Below are 15,222 nucleotides of genomic sequence, written 5' to 3'. Positions count from 1 at the left end.
TTATGGCAGGAACTACGGTTGCCGGAGTGGCAGGGACCCCGCAGCAGGCGGCCGCGGACCCGTTCATCGTGGACGGCGTCCCGCTGGGATCGCGGCTGATCATGGGCACCGGCGGTGCCCCCAGCCTGGACGGGCTGGGCGCGGCGCTGCTCGCCTCGGGCACGGAGCTGACCACCGTGGCCATGCGCCGCTACTCGCCGGCCGAAACAGGCTCGCTGTTCCAGCTCCTGGTGGACCACAACATCCGGGTCCTCCCCAACACCGCCGGCTGCTTCACGGCAAGGGACGCGGTCATGACGGCGGAACTGGCCCGGGAGGCGCTGGAGACGGACTGGGTGAAGCTCGAGGTGATAGCCGATGAACACACCCTCCTCCCGGACGCCGTGGAGCTGGTGGACGCCACCGAGCAGCTGGTGAACCGCGGATTCAAGGTGTTCGCCTACACGAATGACGACCCCGTGCTGGCGCTGCGGCTGGAGAACCTTGGCGCCACCGCCGTGATGCCCCTCGGGGCGCCCATCGGCACGGGACTGGGCATCCTGAACCCGCACAACATCGAACTCATCGTTTCCCGGGCATCCGTTCCCGTGGTGCTGGATGCCGGCATCGGCACGGCGTCCGACGCTGCCCTGGCCATGGAGCTGGGCTGCGACGCGGTGTTGCTCGCAACGGCAGTGACCCGGGCGCAAAACCCGGCGATGATGGGGGAGGCCTTCAAACACGCCGTTATCGCCGGTAGGCTGGCGAAATCGGCCGGCCGGATTCCACGCCGCGAGCACGCCCTTGCGTCGTCTGCCATGGAGGGCCGGGCGGAGTTCCTGTAGCAGGAAATTCCGGCAGCAACGAGCAAAGGGAGCCAGCGGTGACCGGCAAGGAAGACGTTCTTACCCGACCCCAGGTCGACGCCGCACTGGCGGACCTTCCCGACTGGCGATACCGGCTGGGCGGCCTGGTGACCGTCTACAAGACGCCGACGGCGGCTGCAGCGCTCCAGCTGATCGCCGCAGTCGGGCAGATGGCTGAGGAACAGAACCACCACCCGGACCTGGACTGGCGCTATAACCGCGTCTTCATCCGCTACACCTCGCACGACGCCGGTACCGAAGTGACGCAGCGTGACGTCGCCGCTGCGGCGGCCGCCAGCCGGGCAGCTGCTGCTGTCTCGGCGACTGCGGAGCCTGGCCGCTACCGGTCAGCAGAGATCGCGGGCGACACCGGCAACCCGGACTAGCGGACAACCCGGACTGGCGGCCGGAGCGGATCCGGCACTGCGTGTCAGAGCCGCAGTGCGGCCGTCAGCTGCTTCGTGTCCTGCAGGGCGCGCTTGCGGCCCAGGTACACCGAGGCGGCGAGTGCCGCCCCGGTGCCCAGGACCATGGGAAGCACCCACGGGATCCACGTCAGGCCGGGCTGGTACCCAAGCCCTGCGGCCATGAAGATGACCCAGCTCAGCATCCCCACGGTCAGGGAAACGCCCGCCGGCATGGCGATGCCGTACTTCGCGTGCCGCCGGTCGTTGGCCCAGACAACAAAGCCTGCGGCCACGGTGACCAGGGCCACGATTACCAGGGAAAGCATTCGGCGAACTCCTTGCTGCAGAGTGGGTGCGGGTCAGGGCGGGTGGACAGGGCTGGAACGGCCTAAAGCTGGCCGAAACCGACGCGGCGGGCTTCCTCGGCCCCGATTTCAACGTAGCCCAGCACGTTCGCGGGAATGATGACCACGCGGCCCTTGTCGTCAGCCAAGCGAAGTTCAGCGCCCTTGGCAATGGATTCCTCGACGAGCTTTGCCACAGCGTCAGCATCCTGAGCCGATTCCAGCACAATTTCGCGGCCGATGTTCTGAATGCCGATCTTTACTTCCACAGCGAGGCCTCCCAGCCAATCAAAGTTCTAAAGGTGTTCTCTATTTGTAGTCTAGGTTTCCTTGGGGAAGCGCGAGATTCCGCGCCAAGCTAAACGATAGATCAGGTCACTGGCCACATCGAGGTCCAGGTTCCCGTCCGTTTCGAGCCAGTAACGCGCGCTGACCTGCGCCATTCCGGCCAGTCCGCGCCCCAGCAGCTGGGCCTCCAGCATGGGGAGCTTGGTGTCCTCGGCGATGACGCGGGCAATGGCATCGGCGAAAGCCTTGTTGAAGGTTTCCAGCCTGGAACTGACGTCGCTGTCGTTGATCAGGTCCGATTCAAACACCAGGCGGTGCGCCTGGTCGTCGCTGGCGATAAAGCGGTAATAGGCACGCATGACGGCCTGGACACGTTCGTCGTTGTCGTCGGTGGAGTTCAAAGCGCCCATCATGAGATCGGTCAGCGCGCTGAGATGGCTGTCCAGCAGGGCGAGGTAGAGCTCGCGTTTGGAAGGGAAGTGCTGGTACAGCACCGGTTTGCTGACGTGGGCCGTTTCGGCGATCTCGTCCATGGCGGCGCCATGGTAGCCGTTGGCTACGAAGACTTCCTGGGCGGCGGCCAGCAGCTGCGCGCGCCGTTCGTCACGCGGGAGCCGCGCCGAACGCGCACCGCCGGCCCGCGCCTGTCCCGCGGTTGCCTTCCCGGCCGGTGTCCGATCAACCGGTGCCTGATGAACCACTGTTGGCCTTCTTTCCATTGCAGTTACCTACACTTTACGCGCGGGTAATATGACCTGGCGGCATCTTCGGGCATACATTGAAGTATGGCTTCCACGTTCACCGCAACCGCTGTCCCTGCAACCCTGGATCCGCTCGTGGAACCGGCGGATGCTCTGACGGCCGAAGAGGTGGAGCGGTACTCCCGCCACCTCATCATTCCCGAAATCGGCACGCTGGGCCAACGCCGGCTCAAGAACGCCAGGGTGCTTGTGATCGGAGCCGGCGGCCTGGGCTCGCCGGCACTCCTCTACCTTGCCGCCGCAGGGGTGGGAACCTTGGGAATCATTGACGACGACGCCGTGGACCTGAGCAACCTGCAGCGCCAGGTCATCCACGGAGTGGCGGACGTGGGCCGGCCCAAGATCGAGTCAGCCCGTGACGCCATTGCCGCGCTGAACCCCCTGGTGGATGTCCGCCTCCACAACGTCAGGCTCGATGCCTCCAACGCGCTGGAGCTGTTTGCCGACTACGACCTCATCCTGGACGGGGCGGACAATTTCGCCACGCGCTACCTGGTCAACGACGCCGCCGCCATCCTCGGCAAGCCTTACGTCTGGGGTTCCATCTTCCGCTTCGACGGCCAGGTCAGCGTGTTCTGGGAGAAGCACGGCCCCACCTACCGGGACCTCTACCCGGAGGCGCCGCCGGCCGGTTCAGTGCCTTCCTGCGGCGAAGGCGGCGTGTTCGGGATGCTGTGCGCCGCGGTGGGCTCGCTGATGGTGACCGAGGCAGTGAAGCTGATTACCGGCGTCGGGCGTTCCCTGCTGGGGCGGGTGGCGCTGTTCGACGCCCTCGGCGGCAGCTGGCGCGAGATCAAGGTGGCCCGGGACCCGGCGGCGGAGCGCATCACGGAACTCACCGACTACGAGGCGTTTTGCGGAATTGAACCTGAGGCCGCCACCGCCAAGGAGAACACGGTGACGGCCACGCAGCTGGCCACCATGCTCGCTTCGCGCAAAGCCGGCCTGAAGGACTTTGAACTCGTGGACGTCCGCGAGCCGGGCGAGCACGACATCGTCAGCATTGACGGGTCCGTCCTCATCCCGCAGGGCAGGATCCTGGCGGGGGAGGCCTGGGCCGAGCTGCCCCAGGACAAGGACATCGTGTTCCACTGCAAGGCAGGCACCCGTTCGGCGGCAGTCCTGGCCGCGGCGCACAGGGCCGGCTACCAGCGGGTCAGCCACCTCGACGGCGGCATCCTCGCCTGGGTGCGGGAGGTGGAACCGGCCAAGCCGGTGTACTGAGGTTCGGCGGTACTGCGATCCGGCGGTACTGACGTCCGGCGGTACTGCGGTCAGGCTGTTTCGCGCCGGGCGTCGGTGGACGCCGTGCCGGCCTGGCTGTGGTCCACGGGACATTCGGCGGCCGGTGCGGCCGCGGGCTGCTCAACTGTGATGCCGTAGAGCGCATCGAGCGCCGCAATGTACTGCTCCTGCTGACCGTTCGAGGCAAGCTCACGTGCCCGGACCGTGGGGACGTGCAACAGCTGCTTGACCATCCGCCGCAGGGCGAACTCCACTTCCTCGGCGGCAGCCGTGCAGCCGTGGCGTGCCCGGACCTTCTCCATTTCGGCGTCGAGGACGTTCATGGTGTGGCGGCGCAGTGCGACGATGGCGGTATCAACGGACCTGGCCTCGCGCTCCTGCTCAAAAGCTGCGGCCGCGCCGGTGACGATGCCGCTGGCCTGTGCCAGGGATTCGGCCTGCTCCTGGGGAGCGGCGAGCCGCACGGACTCAAGGGTCAGCAGCTCCACGCCGTCGAGCTCACCAACGGCGGGATCGAAATCATGGGTGAGCGCCAGGTCGATGGCGATCAGCGTCTGGGGCGATCCCGCGCGCACGCGGGCGAGTTCCTCCGCTTCCACCCGCGTGTCGGAGCCGCTGCACCCGATCATCACATCCGCCGCTGCCACAGCGGCAGGGAGCGAATCAGCGTCGAGGGCGGTGCCGCCGCGTGTCGCCACGAAGCCTTCGGCGCGGCCGGAGGAGGAAAAGACTGAGATGTCCGTGCAGCCGCGTTCACGGAGCAGCGACATGGTGGCGCCTGCGTAGGCCCCGGTGCCGAAGACCACTGCCTTCTTGGTGGACCAGTCGGCACTTTCGGAAAGGTCGGTGGCGAGATCGAGCGCAACCGAGACGATGGACAGCCCGCGTGATCCGAGGGCCGTCTGGGCGCCGACGTCCTTGGCGGTCTTGGACGCGGCCTGGAAAAGACGGATGAGGCCCGAGCTGGCAGTGCCTTCGTGCTGGGCGTTGATGAGCGCGCGACGCACCTGGCCGGCGATTTCGCGTTCACCCACCACAGCCGAATCAAGGCCGGAGCTGACGGCGAAAAGGTGCTGGCTGACTTCGCCGCCGGTGCGCGTATTGAAGGACCGGGAGACCAGCTGCTCGTTGAGCCCGGTGCGTTCGCTGATCTGGGCAACCAGGGCGGCCCGCGCCGCTTCCACGTCATCCGGATGCGGCGCTTCACCGTAGATTTCAAAGCGGTTGCAGGTGGCAAGCACTACCGCACCCGTCACTGCCGGCGACCCGGAGAGTGCGGATGTAGCTAGCTCGGAAGCGCCGGTGCTCAGTTGAGCAACGGTCTCGAGGTCGATGTCGGCGTGTGTAGCCACCAATGAAAAAAGAACCACAGCACCACAATCATAGCTTTTTCGTCGCGGGGTAGAACAACAATGCGCAGTGGCAAAGCGCACGCTGCCTTGTGATTCCTGCCACGGACGGCCGCCGCGGGCCCCGGATGACAGGCTGTCGTTATCTTTTGGGGGCGAATTTAGGGACAATCGGAGTCATGACTTCAAGCGCTGCAACGTCCAACGGCACAGTATCCAACGTCCCGTTCTCCGAGGCCACCCTGGATGCAGGACACCCGCTGATGGACGGCCGCACGGCTGATTCGCCGCTCATCACGGCCTACCGCGGCGGCAAGCCGTCCCGCCGGCCCGTCTGGTTCATGCGCCAGGCCGGCCGCTCCCTGCCGGAATACCTGAAGGTGCGCGAAGGCGTGGCCATGCTGGATTCCTGCCTCCGTCCCGAGCTGGCCTCCGAGATCACGCTGCAGCCCGTGCGCAGGCACGACGTCGACGCCGCCATCTTCTTCTCGGACATCGTGATCCCGTTGAAACTCGCGGGCGTGGGCGTGGATATCGTCCCCGGCGTCGGCCCGGTCCTGGACAAGCCGGTACGCACCGCCGAAGACGTCGCAGCGCTCCCGCAGCTGACCTGGGAAGCGCTGGAGCCGATCCGGGAGGCTGTCCGCCTCACCGTTGCCCAGCTGGGCAAGACGCCGCTGATCGGTTTCGCCGGTGCACCGTTCACCCTGGCCGCGTACATGGTTGAAGGCAAGCCCTCCCGCGACCACCTCGGCCCGCGCACCATGATGCATGCCGATCCCGAGACCTGGAATGCACTGGCCAACTGGGCAGCGGACGCCTCGGGGATGTTCCTCCGAGCCCAGCTGGAAGCCGGCGCCTCCGCGGGCCAGCTGTTCGATTCCTGGGCGGGTTCCCTGGGGCTGGCCGACTACGAGCGCTTTGTAGCCCCGGCATCTGCCCGGGCCCTTGATCATGTCCGCCATTTGGGCGCTCCGCTGATCCATTTCGGCACCGGAACGTCTGAGCTGCTGGTGGCAATGCGCGACGTCGGAGTGGACGTGGTGGGCGTCGACTACCGGCTTCCCCTGGATGAAGCCAACCGCCGGCTGGGCGGCACCGTGCCGTTGCAGGGCAACATCGACCCCGCGCTGCTCTCCGCTCCGTGGGCCGTCCTGGAAGCCCACGTCCGGGAGGTCATCAGGGCAGGTTCTGCCGCGCCCGGCCACGTCCTGAACCTGGGCCACGGCGTGCCGCCGGAGACCGACCCGGACGTGCTGACGCGCGTCGTCGAACTCATCCACTCGATCTCACCGGAGTAAGAAGGTGAGCGCGGCCGCGCCGGAAGGGACCGTTGGTTCGGCGGTGGTGGTGGGCGGGGGCATCTCCGGCCTGCTCTCGGCACTGGAGCTTGTTAAAGCGGGCCGGCAGGTCACCGTCCTTGAAGCCAGCGAGGCCTGGGGCGGCTGTGTGGGTAGCCATGTAGTGGGCGGCCTGACACTGGACAGCGGGGCGGAGTCCTTCGCTACCCGCTCACGCGCCGTTGCGGACCTGGCGGCAGAGCTTGGCATCACGGCAACAATCGTTGCGCCGCATCCGGGCGGCGCCTGGGTCCAGCTCCCCGAGGGTGCGCGGGAACTGCCCAAAACAGGCGTCCTGGGCATCCCGGCCAACCCGTGGGACCCCGAAGTGCGCAGGACCCTTGGGCTGGCAGGCTCGCTCCGCGCTTCCCTGGACAGGTTCCTGCCAGCTTCCCTGGGAACCCGCTCAGCCATCACCAGCGTCTCGGCCCTCGTGCGGCAGCGGATGGGCCGCCGTGTGCTGGAACGCCTGGTGGAGCCCGTGGTGGGCGGCGTGCACTCAGCCGACCCCGCGCTGCTCGACGTCGATATGGTGGCACCCGGACTCCGGGCCGGCATTCGGGCCCACGGCTCCCTGGCCGCCGCCGTCGCCGCCCAGCGCCGGGGGACCGCCGCGCAGGGCCCCAAAGCGGGATCCGCCGTCGCCGGCTTCGAAGGCGGCCTGCACACGCTGATCACCGCCCTCGTGGCCGAACTGCGGCAGCGCGGCGCCACCCTCCTGGCCGGCACCCCGGCGGCGGCTGTGGAAAGGACAGCTGACGGCTGGCGGGTTTCGGCAGGGGCACAGAAGTACGACGCCGGCCTGCTGGTGGTGGCGCTTGACGGCCCCTCCGCCGTCGGACTGCTCCAGGACGCAGTGCCGGATCTGGCCGGACACCGGCCCGGCGCCGGTCCTGATGTAAAGCTTGTGACACTTGTTGTTGACCTTCCCGAACTTGACCGCCGGCCGCGCGGAACGGGCATTCTGGTGGCTCCGCAGACGCCTGGCATCCAGGCAAAGGCGCTGACGCACGCCACCGCGAAATGGGACTGGCTCGCGGCAGCGGCGGGCCCGGGCACGCATGTCGTCCGGCTCTCGTACGGCAGGGGAGAAGAGGGGGCGCAGCAGGCGCGCGGGTCCGTCGCCGGCCTGCGCGCGGGAGAGGGCGCCCGGGCGGACACGGTGCTCTTTGAAGCGGCCTTACGGGATGCGTCGGCACTGCTGACAGTGCCTGTCACGGCTGATGACGTGATCGACTGGGACGTCGTGGGCTGGGGCGGTGTGCTGCCATTCGCCGCTGTTGGCCACCGCCAGCGCGTGGCGGAGGTTCGGCACGTCTGCGCCGCCCAGGGCGGCCTGGTGATGGTGGGCGGGTGGCTGGCCGGCAACGGCCTCGCCGCCGTCGTGGCCGATACCAAGAGGCAACTCGCGGACGTACTCCACTAGCCCGCGAGTACCGCGTACAGGGCGACTTTGCAAGTTTCTAATGGCACGTGTTTCTGGCTAGGGTCGATGACTATGGTCATTCAGAAGTCCGAAGAAACTCGAACGCTGACTGGTTTCCATGGGGGTCTTCGGCGCGGCACCGCAGCAGCGGCGCTCGGAGCGGTACTAGTCCTTTCAGCAGGTGTCCCTGCATCCAACGCTGTGTCACTCGTTCCGGCTCCGGACACCACGGACAGCGCTGGTTCCGCTGCCACGGCGTCCATAGACGCTGGTGTTCCCTCGCTGGAGGTTTGGGCTTCCGTGGTCCTCGGGCCCAAGCCGCATCCTTCCGGCCCGCCTGCACCGGGCGCCGGCAAGCAGACGCCGCCCGGACAGCGGACCCAGCCCACGCCGTCACCGTCTCCGACGACCGACCCGGCGTGGACTTCGCCTTCGCCGTCGCCTGACCCGGAGACGCCGTCGCCTGTCCCGTCGTCGCCGTCACCGTCTCCCTCCGAAAGCAGCGCGCCATCGGGCACCCCGGCGCCGACACCCGCCGGCGGAGCTGCCGCTCCGTCCACCGGTGCCGCCCAGGTGCCTGGCACTCCTGCCCCCGCCGCTGGCGGGGCTTCCGCCGGCACTCCCGCGGCGCCACCGGCAGTCCTCCCGGGAACGGCCGCTCCGGCCGCGCCCCGAAGCGGAGTGATCCTGCGCGGCGCGGCCGCGGAAGCGCCTGCAGCGGGCGGAGCATCGCGAGTGTCCGGCCGCCCGGCCGCCGGGCCAGCTGCTGCCGCACCGGCCTCGGCATGGACCACTACGAACAGGTTCGGGCCTGCCAACATGGCCATCCTCACGTCATATGGCGTCGAGCCGCTGTCCGGCTCCGGCTATGGTGTCTCGGGCTCGCCGGTCATGAGGTCTGCCGTGAGCGTCTCGCCCATGGGAGACGTGCCGCCCCAGGTCTGGTGGGGTGCCGGCCTGGTAGCACTGGCCTGCGCTGCAGGGGTTGCCTACGTGCGAATGCGGCGGGTCTAGGGGCATTTCGGACCGGCCGCCGGCTGCCGGTTTTCCGCTGGTGGTCCGGCCGGATTCGGCGCAAAGCTGTGAAATTAAGCACTTCTACACGTTGTAGAAGTGGCGTGTTTCGACTTAGGCGGCATCGAAGGGGCAGACTGGTAGCTATGAGCCACACTTCTGCCGAATCTGTCACTAAAACCGAATCAGTAGCCGAAAAACCAGCAGCCGAAGAAACAGAGCAGTTCTTCACTCTCTGGACGGTGTTCAAGCGCTCCGCCCACGTCCTGCGCAGCGCCGATGCTGCAGCGGACTTCGAAGCGCTGCTGGCCCGCCTGGCTGATGCCGACGTGGTCCACCGGGGAAGCTACGACGTTTCGGGGATGCGTGCAGACGCGGACATCATGGTGTGGCTCCACGGGCCCAAGCCCGAGGCCCTGCAGCAGGCCGTCCGCGACATCCGCCGCAGCCAGCTCTTCGCCGGCACGGAGATCGCCTGGTCCGCCATGGGCGTGCACCGCGAGGCCGAGTTCGCCAAGAACCACACCCCGGCGTTCTCCCGCGGCGTCGAGCCCGCTGAATGGCTCTGTGTCTACCCCTTCGTCCGCTCCTACGAGTGGTACCTGCTTCCCGATGCGGAGCGCGGGGCCATGCTGCGCGATCACGGACTGCTGGGCCGCGACTTCCCGCAGGTCATCTCCAACACCGTGTCATCCTTCGCCCTGGGCGACTGGGAATGGATCCTCGGCCTGGAGGCACCCGACCTCGTGGACCTCGTGGACCTGATGCGCCACCTGCGGGCCACCGAAGCCCGGCACCACGTCCGTGAAGAAATCCCCTTCTACACCGGCCGGCGGGTCACTGCCGGCGAGATCGCCGAGGTCCTCGCATGAGCCCGCTTGAATCCCAGGAAGCATCCGCAGCCGTGACCGCCGTCAACCCGGTCACGGAATCAGGCCGGATGGCGCCCAAGGAGTACGACGCCGTCCTCCTCGCCTCCTTCGGCGGCCCCGAAGGCCAGGATGACGTCATCCCGTTCCTCCGCAACGTGACCCGGGGGCGCGGAATCCCGGACGAACGGCTCGAAGAGGTCTCGCACCACTACCGCGCCAACGGCGGCATCAGCCCGATCAACCAGCAGAACCGCGCGCTCAAGGCCGGCATCGAAGCCGAACTCGCCGCCCGCGGCATTGACCTCCCCGTGTTCTGGGGCAACCGCAACTGGGATCCGTACATCCCCCAGACTCTGCAGGACGTGTACGACGCCGGCCACCGCAAGGTCCTGATGGTCACCACGAGCGCCTACTCCTGCTACTCCAGCTGCCGCCAGTACCGCGAAGACATCGGCATGGCACTGACCGAGACAGGCCTGGACGGGAAGCTGGAAGTGGACAAAGTGCGTCAGTACTTTGACCACCCGGGTTTCGTGGAGCCTTTTGTGGAAGGCACCGCGGCCGGTCTGGCGGACATCCGCGCCCAGCTGGCTGCAGCGGGCACCCCGGACGCCCCCGTCCACATCCTGTTCGCCACACACTCCATCCCCACGCGGGACGCCGAAGCCGCGGGCCGGTCCGACGCGGAACCGCGCCAGTTCGCTGAAGACTCGGCCTATGTGGCCCAGCATCTGGCATCCGGGTCCGAGGTCATCCGCCGGGTCGAGGCGGAGACCGGCGACAGCGCCCCCTGGTCCCTCGTCTACCAGTCCCGCTCCGGCGCTCCGCACGTTCCGTGGCTGGAGCCGGACATCAACGACGCCATCGAAGAACTCGCCGGCCAGGGTGTCAAGGGCATCGTGATTGTGCCCCTGGGCTTCGTCAGCGACCATATGGAAGTTGTCTGGGACCTTGACACCGAGGCCCTGGAGACCTGCCGCAACCTCGGCGTCCTGGCCACCCGGGTTCCCACCCCCGGCACCCACCGGAAGTTCGTGGGCGGCATCGTGGACCTGATCTGTGAGCGCACCGCGGCGAACAACATCGCCGACCGGCCCCACCTGACCGACCTGGGCCCCTGGTACGACGTCTGCCGCCCGGGCTGCTGCGCCAACTTCCGCGGTGAGAAGCCCACCATTGCAGGGGCGGACACCACCGTGGGCACGGGTCATGACCCCTACCCTTCGGATCCGGCCGCTGCACCGGCATCGCAGGCGGAGGGACAGGGATCCCTGTGACAGTCCGCATCGGGACGCGCGCCAGCAAGCTGGCGCTGACCCAGACCCAACAAACAGCCGACCAACTGGCTGCCATCGGCGGCTTCCCCGTGGAACTGGTCCACATCCGGACCGAGGGGGACGTCCTGACCGGTTCCCTCTCGCAGATGGGCGGCACGGGAGTGTTCGTGGCGGCCCTGCGCGACGCCCTCCTGCGGGACCAGTGCGACGTAGCCGTGCATTCGCTCAAGGACCTGCCCACGGGAGCCGCTCCCGGCCTGTCCCTGGCGGCAACGCCAAAACGAGTCGACGTGCGCGACGTGCTCTGCGCGCGCGACGGTTTCAAGCTGGCCGACCTCCCGCAGGGCGCCCGGGTGGGAACCGGCTCCCCGCGCCGTGCAGCGCAGCTCCGAGCAGCCCGGCCCGACCTGGACGTTGTGGATATCCGCGGCAACGTGGACACCCGCCTGGGCCGCGTCCCCGGTTTGCCGGGCAATGCGACCGACGCGGTGGTGGAAGGGAAATCCTGCGACCTCGACGCCGTGGTCCTTGCGGCCGCCGGCCTCGGGCGCATCAACCGCCTGGACACCGTCAGCGAATACCTCGAAACCGACGTGATGCTGCCCGCCGCCGGGCAGGGCTCACTGGCCATCGAATGCCGTACCGCCGACGCACCCCGGAAAGCCGGTTCCACCGAGGGCTCACAGGCGCCGCTGGCCCAGGCGCTGGCAGCACTGGATGACATGGACACCCGGCTTGCGGTGACGGCCGAGCGGGCGCTCCTGGCCCGGCTGGAGGCGGGCTGCGCGGCCCCCGTCGGCGCCTACGCCTACCGCAAGGGAAGCATGCTCTACCTGGAAGCCGCGGTCTGCGCCGTCGACGGGAAAGCCTCTGTCCGCGACAAGCGGGCAACGGACGGACTCACCGAAGTGGGCGCCACGCTCCTTGGCATCGAACTGGCCGAGGTGCTGCTGGCGGCCGGAGCAGCCGACATCGCGGACCTTGCCGCTTCCTGAACCGGCGGAGCCGGGCAGATGATGGGACGGCGCAGTGCCCGCCGGGGTGGCGACCAGCCCGGGATGCGAGTGCTTGAGGGCGCCCGCATCCTGGTCACGCGCAGCCCTGACCGGGCCGCGCCGCTCCTCGCCGCCCTGCGGGAAACCGGTGCCGAACCGTTGTTGCTTCCGCTGATCGACTTTGAGCGCGCCCGGGACCTGCATTCGCTTGAAGTCGCCTTCGACGCCCTGGGCGCGGGTGCCTACAGCTGGCTGGTCATCAGCAGCGCCACCACTGTCCAGGCCCTCGAGGAACTCGCCCGGGAACGGGGCACGACGCTGAGCCGGTGGCTGCCCGGCTCCCTCCAGGTGGCCACCATCGGGCCCGCCACACAGCATGAACTGGAATCGCGGGGAATCGCCGTTGACCTGGCACCGTCCCGGCTCCAGTCCGGCGTCGGCCTCCTCGACATCTGGCCGCGCGGCCAGGGCAGCGTCTTCCTTCCACAGGCCGACATCGCCGACAGCAGGCTGGCTGACGGGCTTGAAGCGCTCGGTGCCAGTGTCCAGGCGGTCACCGCCTACCACACCGTGGACTATCCGGCTGACCCGGCACGCAGCTTCGCACCGGCACGCAGCGTGGCACCGGGCGGTGACGCCGACCCGCCCTCGGGACCGCCGTCCGCCAACGGGCCGGGAACGGCCGTGCTCAGCCCCGCCGAAGCGAAAGCCGAGCTTGCCGCAGGACGGCTGCACGCCGTCGTCGCCGCTTCACCCAGCGCCGCCCGCCGCATCCATGCCGGACTGTCGCCACTGGGGGACTGCCGCTTCGTGGCGATCGGCCGCTCCACTGCGGCAGAGGCCGAATTGCTCGGGCTGACCGTGGCCGCCGTCGCAGAGGAACCCACGGCATCCGGCCTGGTGTCCGCTGTCATCCGGGCTCTTGCGCCGGAACATTCAACCCCATCCCCGCCCGCCCCCGAGACCCACGAGAAGGACAGACCATGAGCTTCCCGACCCACCGCCCCCGCCGGCTCCGCACCACCCCGGCCATGCGCCGGATGACGGCAGAAAACCGGCTGGCGGCGCCCGAGCTGATCCTTCCCGCGTTCATCCGCGAGGGCCTGACGGAACCGAACCCCATCGCCTCCATGCCCGGAGTGGTGCAGCACACCACCGATTCCCTCAAAAAGGCCGCGGCCCAGGCAGTGGAGCTGGGCGTCGGCGGGATCATGCTCTTTGGCATCCCGGCCGAGCGTGATGCCCGGGGCACCGCGTCGCTGGATCCCGACGGTGTGCTCAACAAGGCCATCCGGGACGTCCGGGCGGAGGTGGGCGATGACCTGGTGGTCATGAGCGACGTGTGCCTGGACGAATTCACCGACCACGGCCACTGCGGCGTCCTCGACGCCGACGGGTACGTGGACAACGACGCCACCCTGGAAATCTACGCGGCGATGGCGGTGGCGCAGGCCGACGCCGGGGCGCACATGCTTGGCCCGTCGGGAATGATGGACGGCCAGATAGGCGTGATCCGGCAGGCGCTGGAGGATGCCGGGCATGTCAATACTGCCGTGGTGGCCTATGCCGCCAAGTACGCCTCTGCGTTCTACGGCCCGTTCCGGGAAGCCGTGGATTCGCAGCTCAAGGGGGACCGGCGCACGTACCAGATGGACGCCGCCAACCGCCGCGAAGCCATCCTCGAGGTGGAGCTTGACCTGGCCGAAGGCGCCGACCTGGTGATGGTCAAACCCGCCATGAGCTACCTGGACATCCTCGCCGACGTCGCGTCCATGAGCTCCGTGCCCGTGGCCGCGTACCAGATCTCGGGGGAGTACTCCATGATCGAGGCGGCCGCCGCCAACGGCTGGATCGACCGGCGCGCGGCCATCACCGAATCCGTCCTCGGCATCAAGCGCGCCGGGGCCAACATGGTCCTGACGTACTGGGCATCCGAGCTCGCCGGCTGGCTGAAGGAAACCCGATGAGCAATGCAGCCCTCGCGGAGAGCGCCACTGCCCCCGTCGGACCCGGAAAGGTCCTGCTCGGGCTGAACACCTTCGGCGACGTCGGGGTATATCCCGACGGGCACCCGGTGCCGCATGCGCAGGTCCTGCGCCAGCTGCTGGAACAGGCGGAGCTGGCGGACGACGTCGGACTCCACGCCTTTGGCGTGGGCGAGCACCACCGGCAGGACTACGCAGTATCGGCCCCCGAGGTGTTCCTGGCCGCCGCCGCAGCGCGGACCAAGCACATCCGGCTGGGTTCCGCCGTGACCGTCCTGAGCTCCGATGACCCCATCCGCGTCTTCCAGCGTTTCTCCACGGTGGATGCCATCTCCAGCGGACGCGCCGAAGTCATGCTGGGCCGCGGGTCCTTCATCGAATCGTTCCCGCTGTTCGGCCTGGACCTCGCCGACTACGAGGTCCTGTTCGAGGAAAAGCTGGAGCTCTTCGACAAGGTCCGGGCCCAGAAGCCCGTCCACTGGGAAGGGCGCACCCGCCCGCCCCTCAACGGGCTGAGCGTCTACCCGCCGCTGGAGCACCACCTGCTGCCCACCTGGATCGGTGTGGGCGGAACCCCCGAGTCCGTGCTGCGCTGCGCGGAATACGGCTACCCCGTCATTTTCGCGATCATCGGCGGGGAGCCCCGGTCGTTCGCTCCGCTGGCCAACCTGTACCGCGAGGCCATGGCCAAGTACGGGCATCCGATGCAGCAGGTGGCCACGCACTCGCCCGGGCATGTCGGCGAGACGGATGAGGAAGCCCGGGAGGAGTTTTTCCCGCACTGGCTGGGCCTGCGCAACAGGATCGGAGCCGAACGCGGCTGGGGCCCCGGAAGCCGGCGCGAATTCGACGCCATGTGCACCCCCGAAGGCGCGCTCTACGTGGGGTCGCCGGAAACGGTCGCGCAAAAAATCGCCCTGCTCAAGGGCAACCTGGGCGTGGACCGCTTCGACCTCAAGTACAGCAGCGGCTCCCTGCCACACACTGCCATGATGAGGTCCATCGAACTGCTGGGCACCGTCGTGGCACCCCGGGTGGCCGAGCTCCTGTCCGGGCACGCACCCGAAAACTGAA

At 68.3% G+C, this 15,222-nt stretch carries 16 protein-coding genes; 12 read left to right on the top strand and 4 right to left on the bottom strand.

Translation table 11 applies throughout. From position 1 onward, the window contains the following. The first annotated feature begins 2 nt into the window (after positions 1-2). A complete protein-coding gene (locus tag RW112_RS02685; protein WP_317780307.1) occupies positions 3-824 on the top strand; it encodes a thiazole synthase in 822 nt (273 codons plus the stop codon). A gap of 38 nt (positions 825-862) precedes the next feature. Then, positions 863-1,231: a 4a-hydroxytetrahydrobiopterin dehydratase gene (locus RW112_RS02680; protein WP_317780306.1), complete on the top strand. Its 369-nt coding sequence runs from the start codon at positions 863-865 to the stop codon at positions 1,229-1,231. Between the two features lie 44 nt (positions 1,232-1,275). Here RW112_RS02680 and RW112_RS02675 read toward each other — a convergent pair whose 3' ends face one another. The 3 genes from RW112_RS02675 to RW112_RS02665 all read right to left on the bottom strand — a co-directional run bounded on the left by RW112_RS02675 (position 1,276) and on the right by RW112_RS02665 (position 2,603). Then, on the bottom strand, positions 1,276-1,578 hold the full coding sequence (locus RW112_RS02675) for a hypothetical protein (protein ID WP_305941642.1): 303 nt from the start codon (positions 1,576-1,578) through the stop codon (positions 1,276-1,278). 62 nt (positions 1,579-1,640) lie between these two features. After that, positions 1,641-1,865, bottom strand: coding sequence for a DUF3107 domain-containing protein (locus RW112_RS02670; protein ID WP_305941641.1), 225 nt, complete (start codon positions 1,863-1,865; stop codon positions 1,641-1,643). Between the two features lie 51 nt (positions 1,866-1,916). Continuing rightward, the gene (locus tag RW112_RS02665; RefSeq protein WP_411709848.1) at positions 1,917-2,603 is read right to left on the bottom strand and encodes a TetR/AcrR family transcriptional regulator; all 687 of its coding nucleotides are present in this window, start codon (positions 2,601-2,603) and stop codon (positions 1,917-1,919) included. A gap of 66 nt (positions 2,604-2,669) precedes the next feature. On the opposite strand from RW112_RS02665, the gene moeB reads away from it, so the two are divergent. Then, positions 2,670-3,869: a molybdopterin-synthase adenylyltransferase MoeB gene (moeB, locus tag RW112_RS02660; RefSeq protein WP_317780304.1), complete on the top strand. Its 1,200-nt coding sequence runs from the start codon at positions 2,670-2,672 to the stop codon at positions 3,867-3,869. Positions 3,870-3,919: 50 nt separating this feature from the next. Here the strand turns inward: moeB and RW112_RS02655 are convergent, their stop codons facing one another. Continuing rightward, positions 3,920-5,260: a glutamyl-tRNA reductase gene (locus RW112_RS02655; RefSeq protein WP_317780303.1), complete on the bottom strand. Its 1,341-nt coding sequence runs from the start codon at positions 5,258-5,260 to the stop codon at positions 3,920-3,922. Positions 5,261-5,418: 158 nt separating this feature from the next. Here RW112_RS02655 and hemE point away from each other — a divergent pair, with 158 nt between their 5' ends. The 9 genes from hemE to RW112_RS02610 all read left to right on the top strand — a co-directional run bounded on the left by hemE (position 5,419) and on the right by RW112_RS02610 (position 15,221). Then, positions 5,419-6,540 (top strand): uroporphyrinogen decarboxylase, encoded by a 1,122-nt coding sequence (hemE, locus tag RW112_RS02650; RefSeq protein WP_317780302.1) that lies wholly within the window; start codon positions 5,419-5,421, stop codon positions 6,538-6,540. A 4-nt stretch (positions 6,541-6,544) separates the two neighbouring features. Continuing rightward, entirely contained in the window at positions 6,545-8,005 is a 1,461-nt protein-coding gene (gene hemG, locus RW112_RS02645; RefSeq protein ID WP_317780301.1) for a protoporphyrinogen oxidase, read from the top strand. A gap of 201 nt (positions 8,006-8,206) precedes the next feature. Next, positions 8,207-9,019 (top strand): hypothetical protein, encoded by an 813-nt coding sequence (locus tag RW112_RS02640; RefSeq protein ID WP_317780300.1) that lies wholly within the window; start codon positions 8,207-8,209, stop codon positions 9,017-9,019. 146 nt (positions 9,020-9,165) lie between these two features. Continuing rightward, positions 9,166-9,891, top strand: coding sequence for a hydrogen peroxide-dependent heme synthase (hemQ, locus tag RW112_RS02635; RefSeq protein ID WP_317780299.1), 726 nt, complete (start codon positions 9,166-9,168; stop codon positions 9,889-9,891). Then, a complete protein-coding gene (locus RW112_RS02630; protein ID WP_317780298.1) occupies positions 9,888-11,168 on the top strand; it encodes a ferrochelatase in 1,281 nt (426 codons plus the stop codon). The genes hemQ and RW112_RS02630 overlap by 4 nt, the downstream gene beginning before the upstream one ends. Then, entirely contained in the window at positions 11,165-12,163 is a 999-nt protein-coding gene (hemC, locus tag RW112_RS02625; RefSeq protein ID WP_317780297.1) for a hydroxymethylbilane synthase, read from the top strand. The genes RW112_RS02630 and hemC overlap by 4 nt, the downstream gene beginning before the upstream one ends. A 63-nt stretch (positions 12,164-12,226) precedes the next feature. Continuing rightward, positions 12,227-13,150, top strand: a complete 924-nt coding sequence (locus RW112_RS02620) for a uroporphyrinogen-III synthase (RefSeq protein WP_317780296.1) — start codon at positions 12,227-12,229, stop codon at positions 13,148-13,150. Then, positions 13,147-14,130, top strand: a complete 984-nt coding sequence (gene hemB, locus RW112_RS02615) for a porphobilinogen synthase (RefSeq protein ID WP_317780295.1) — start codon at positions 13,147-13,149, stop codon at positions 14,128-14,130. Before RW112_RS02620 ends, hemB begins: the two co-directional genes overlap by 4 nt. After that, positions 14,127-15,221: an LLM class flavin-dependent oxidoreductase gene (locus RW112_RS02610; RefSeq protein ID WP_317780294.1), complete on the top strand. Its 1,095-nt coding sequence runs from the start codon at positions 14,127-14,129 to the stop codon at positions 15,219-15,221. Before hemB ends, RW112_RS02610 begins: the two co-directional genes overlap by 4 nt. The last annotated feature ends 1 nt before the right edge of the window (position 15,222 follow it).

Origin of the sequence: Arthrobacter sp. B10-11 (assembly GCF_033142195.1) — a bacterium.
GTDB lineage: Bacteria > Actinomycetota > Actinomycetes > Actinomycetales > Micrococcaceae > Arthrobacter > Arthrobacter oryzae_C.
Note: the sequence above shows the minus strand (reverse complement) of the source record. Positions and strands in the feature narration are given on the sequence as shown.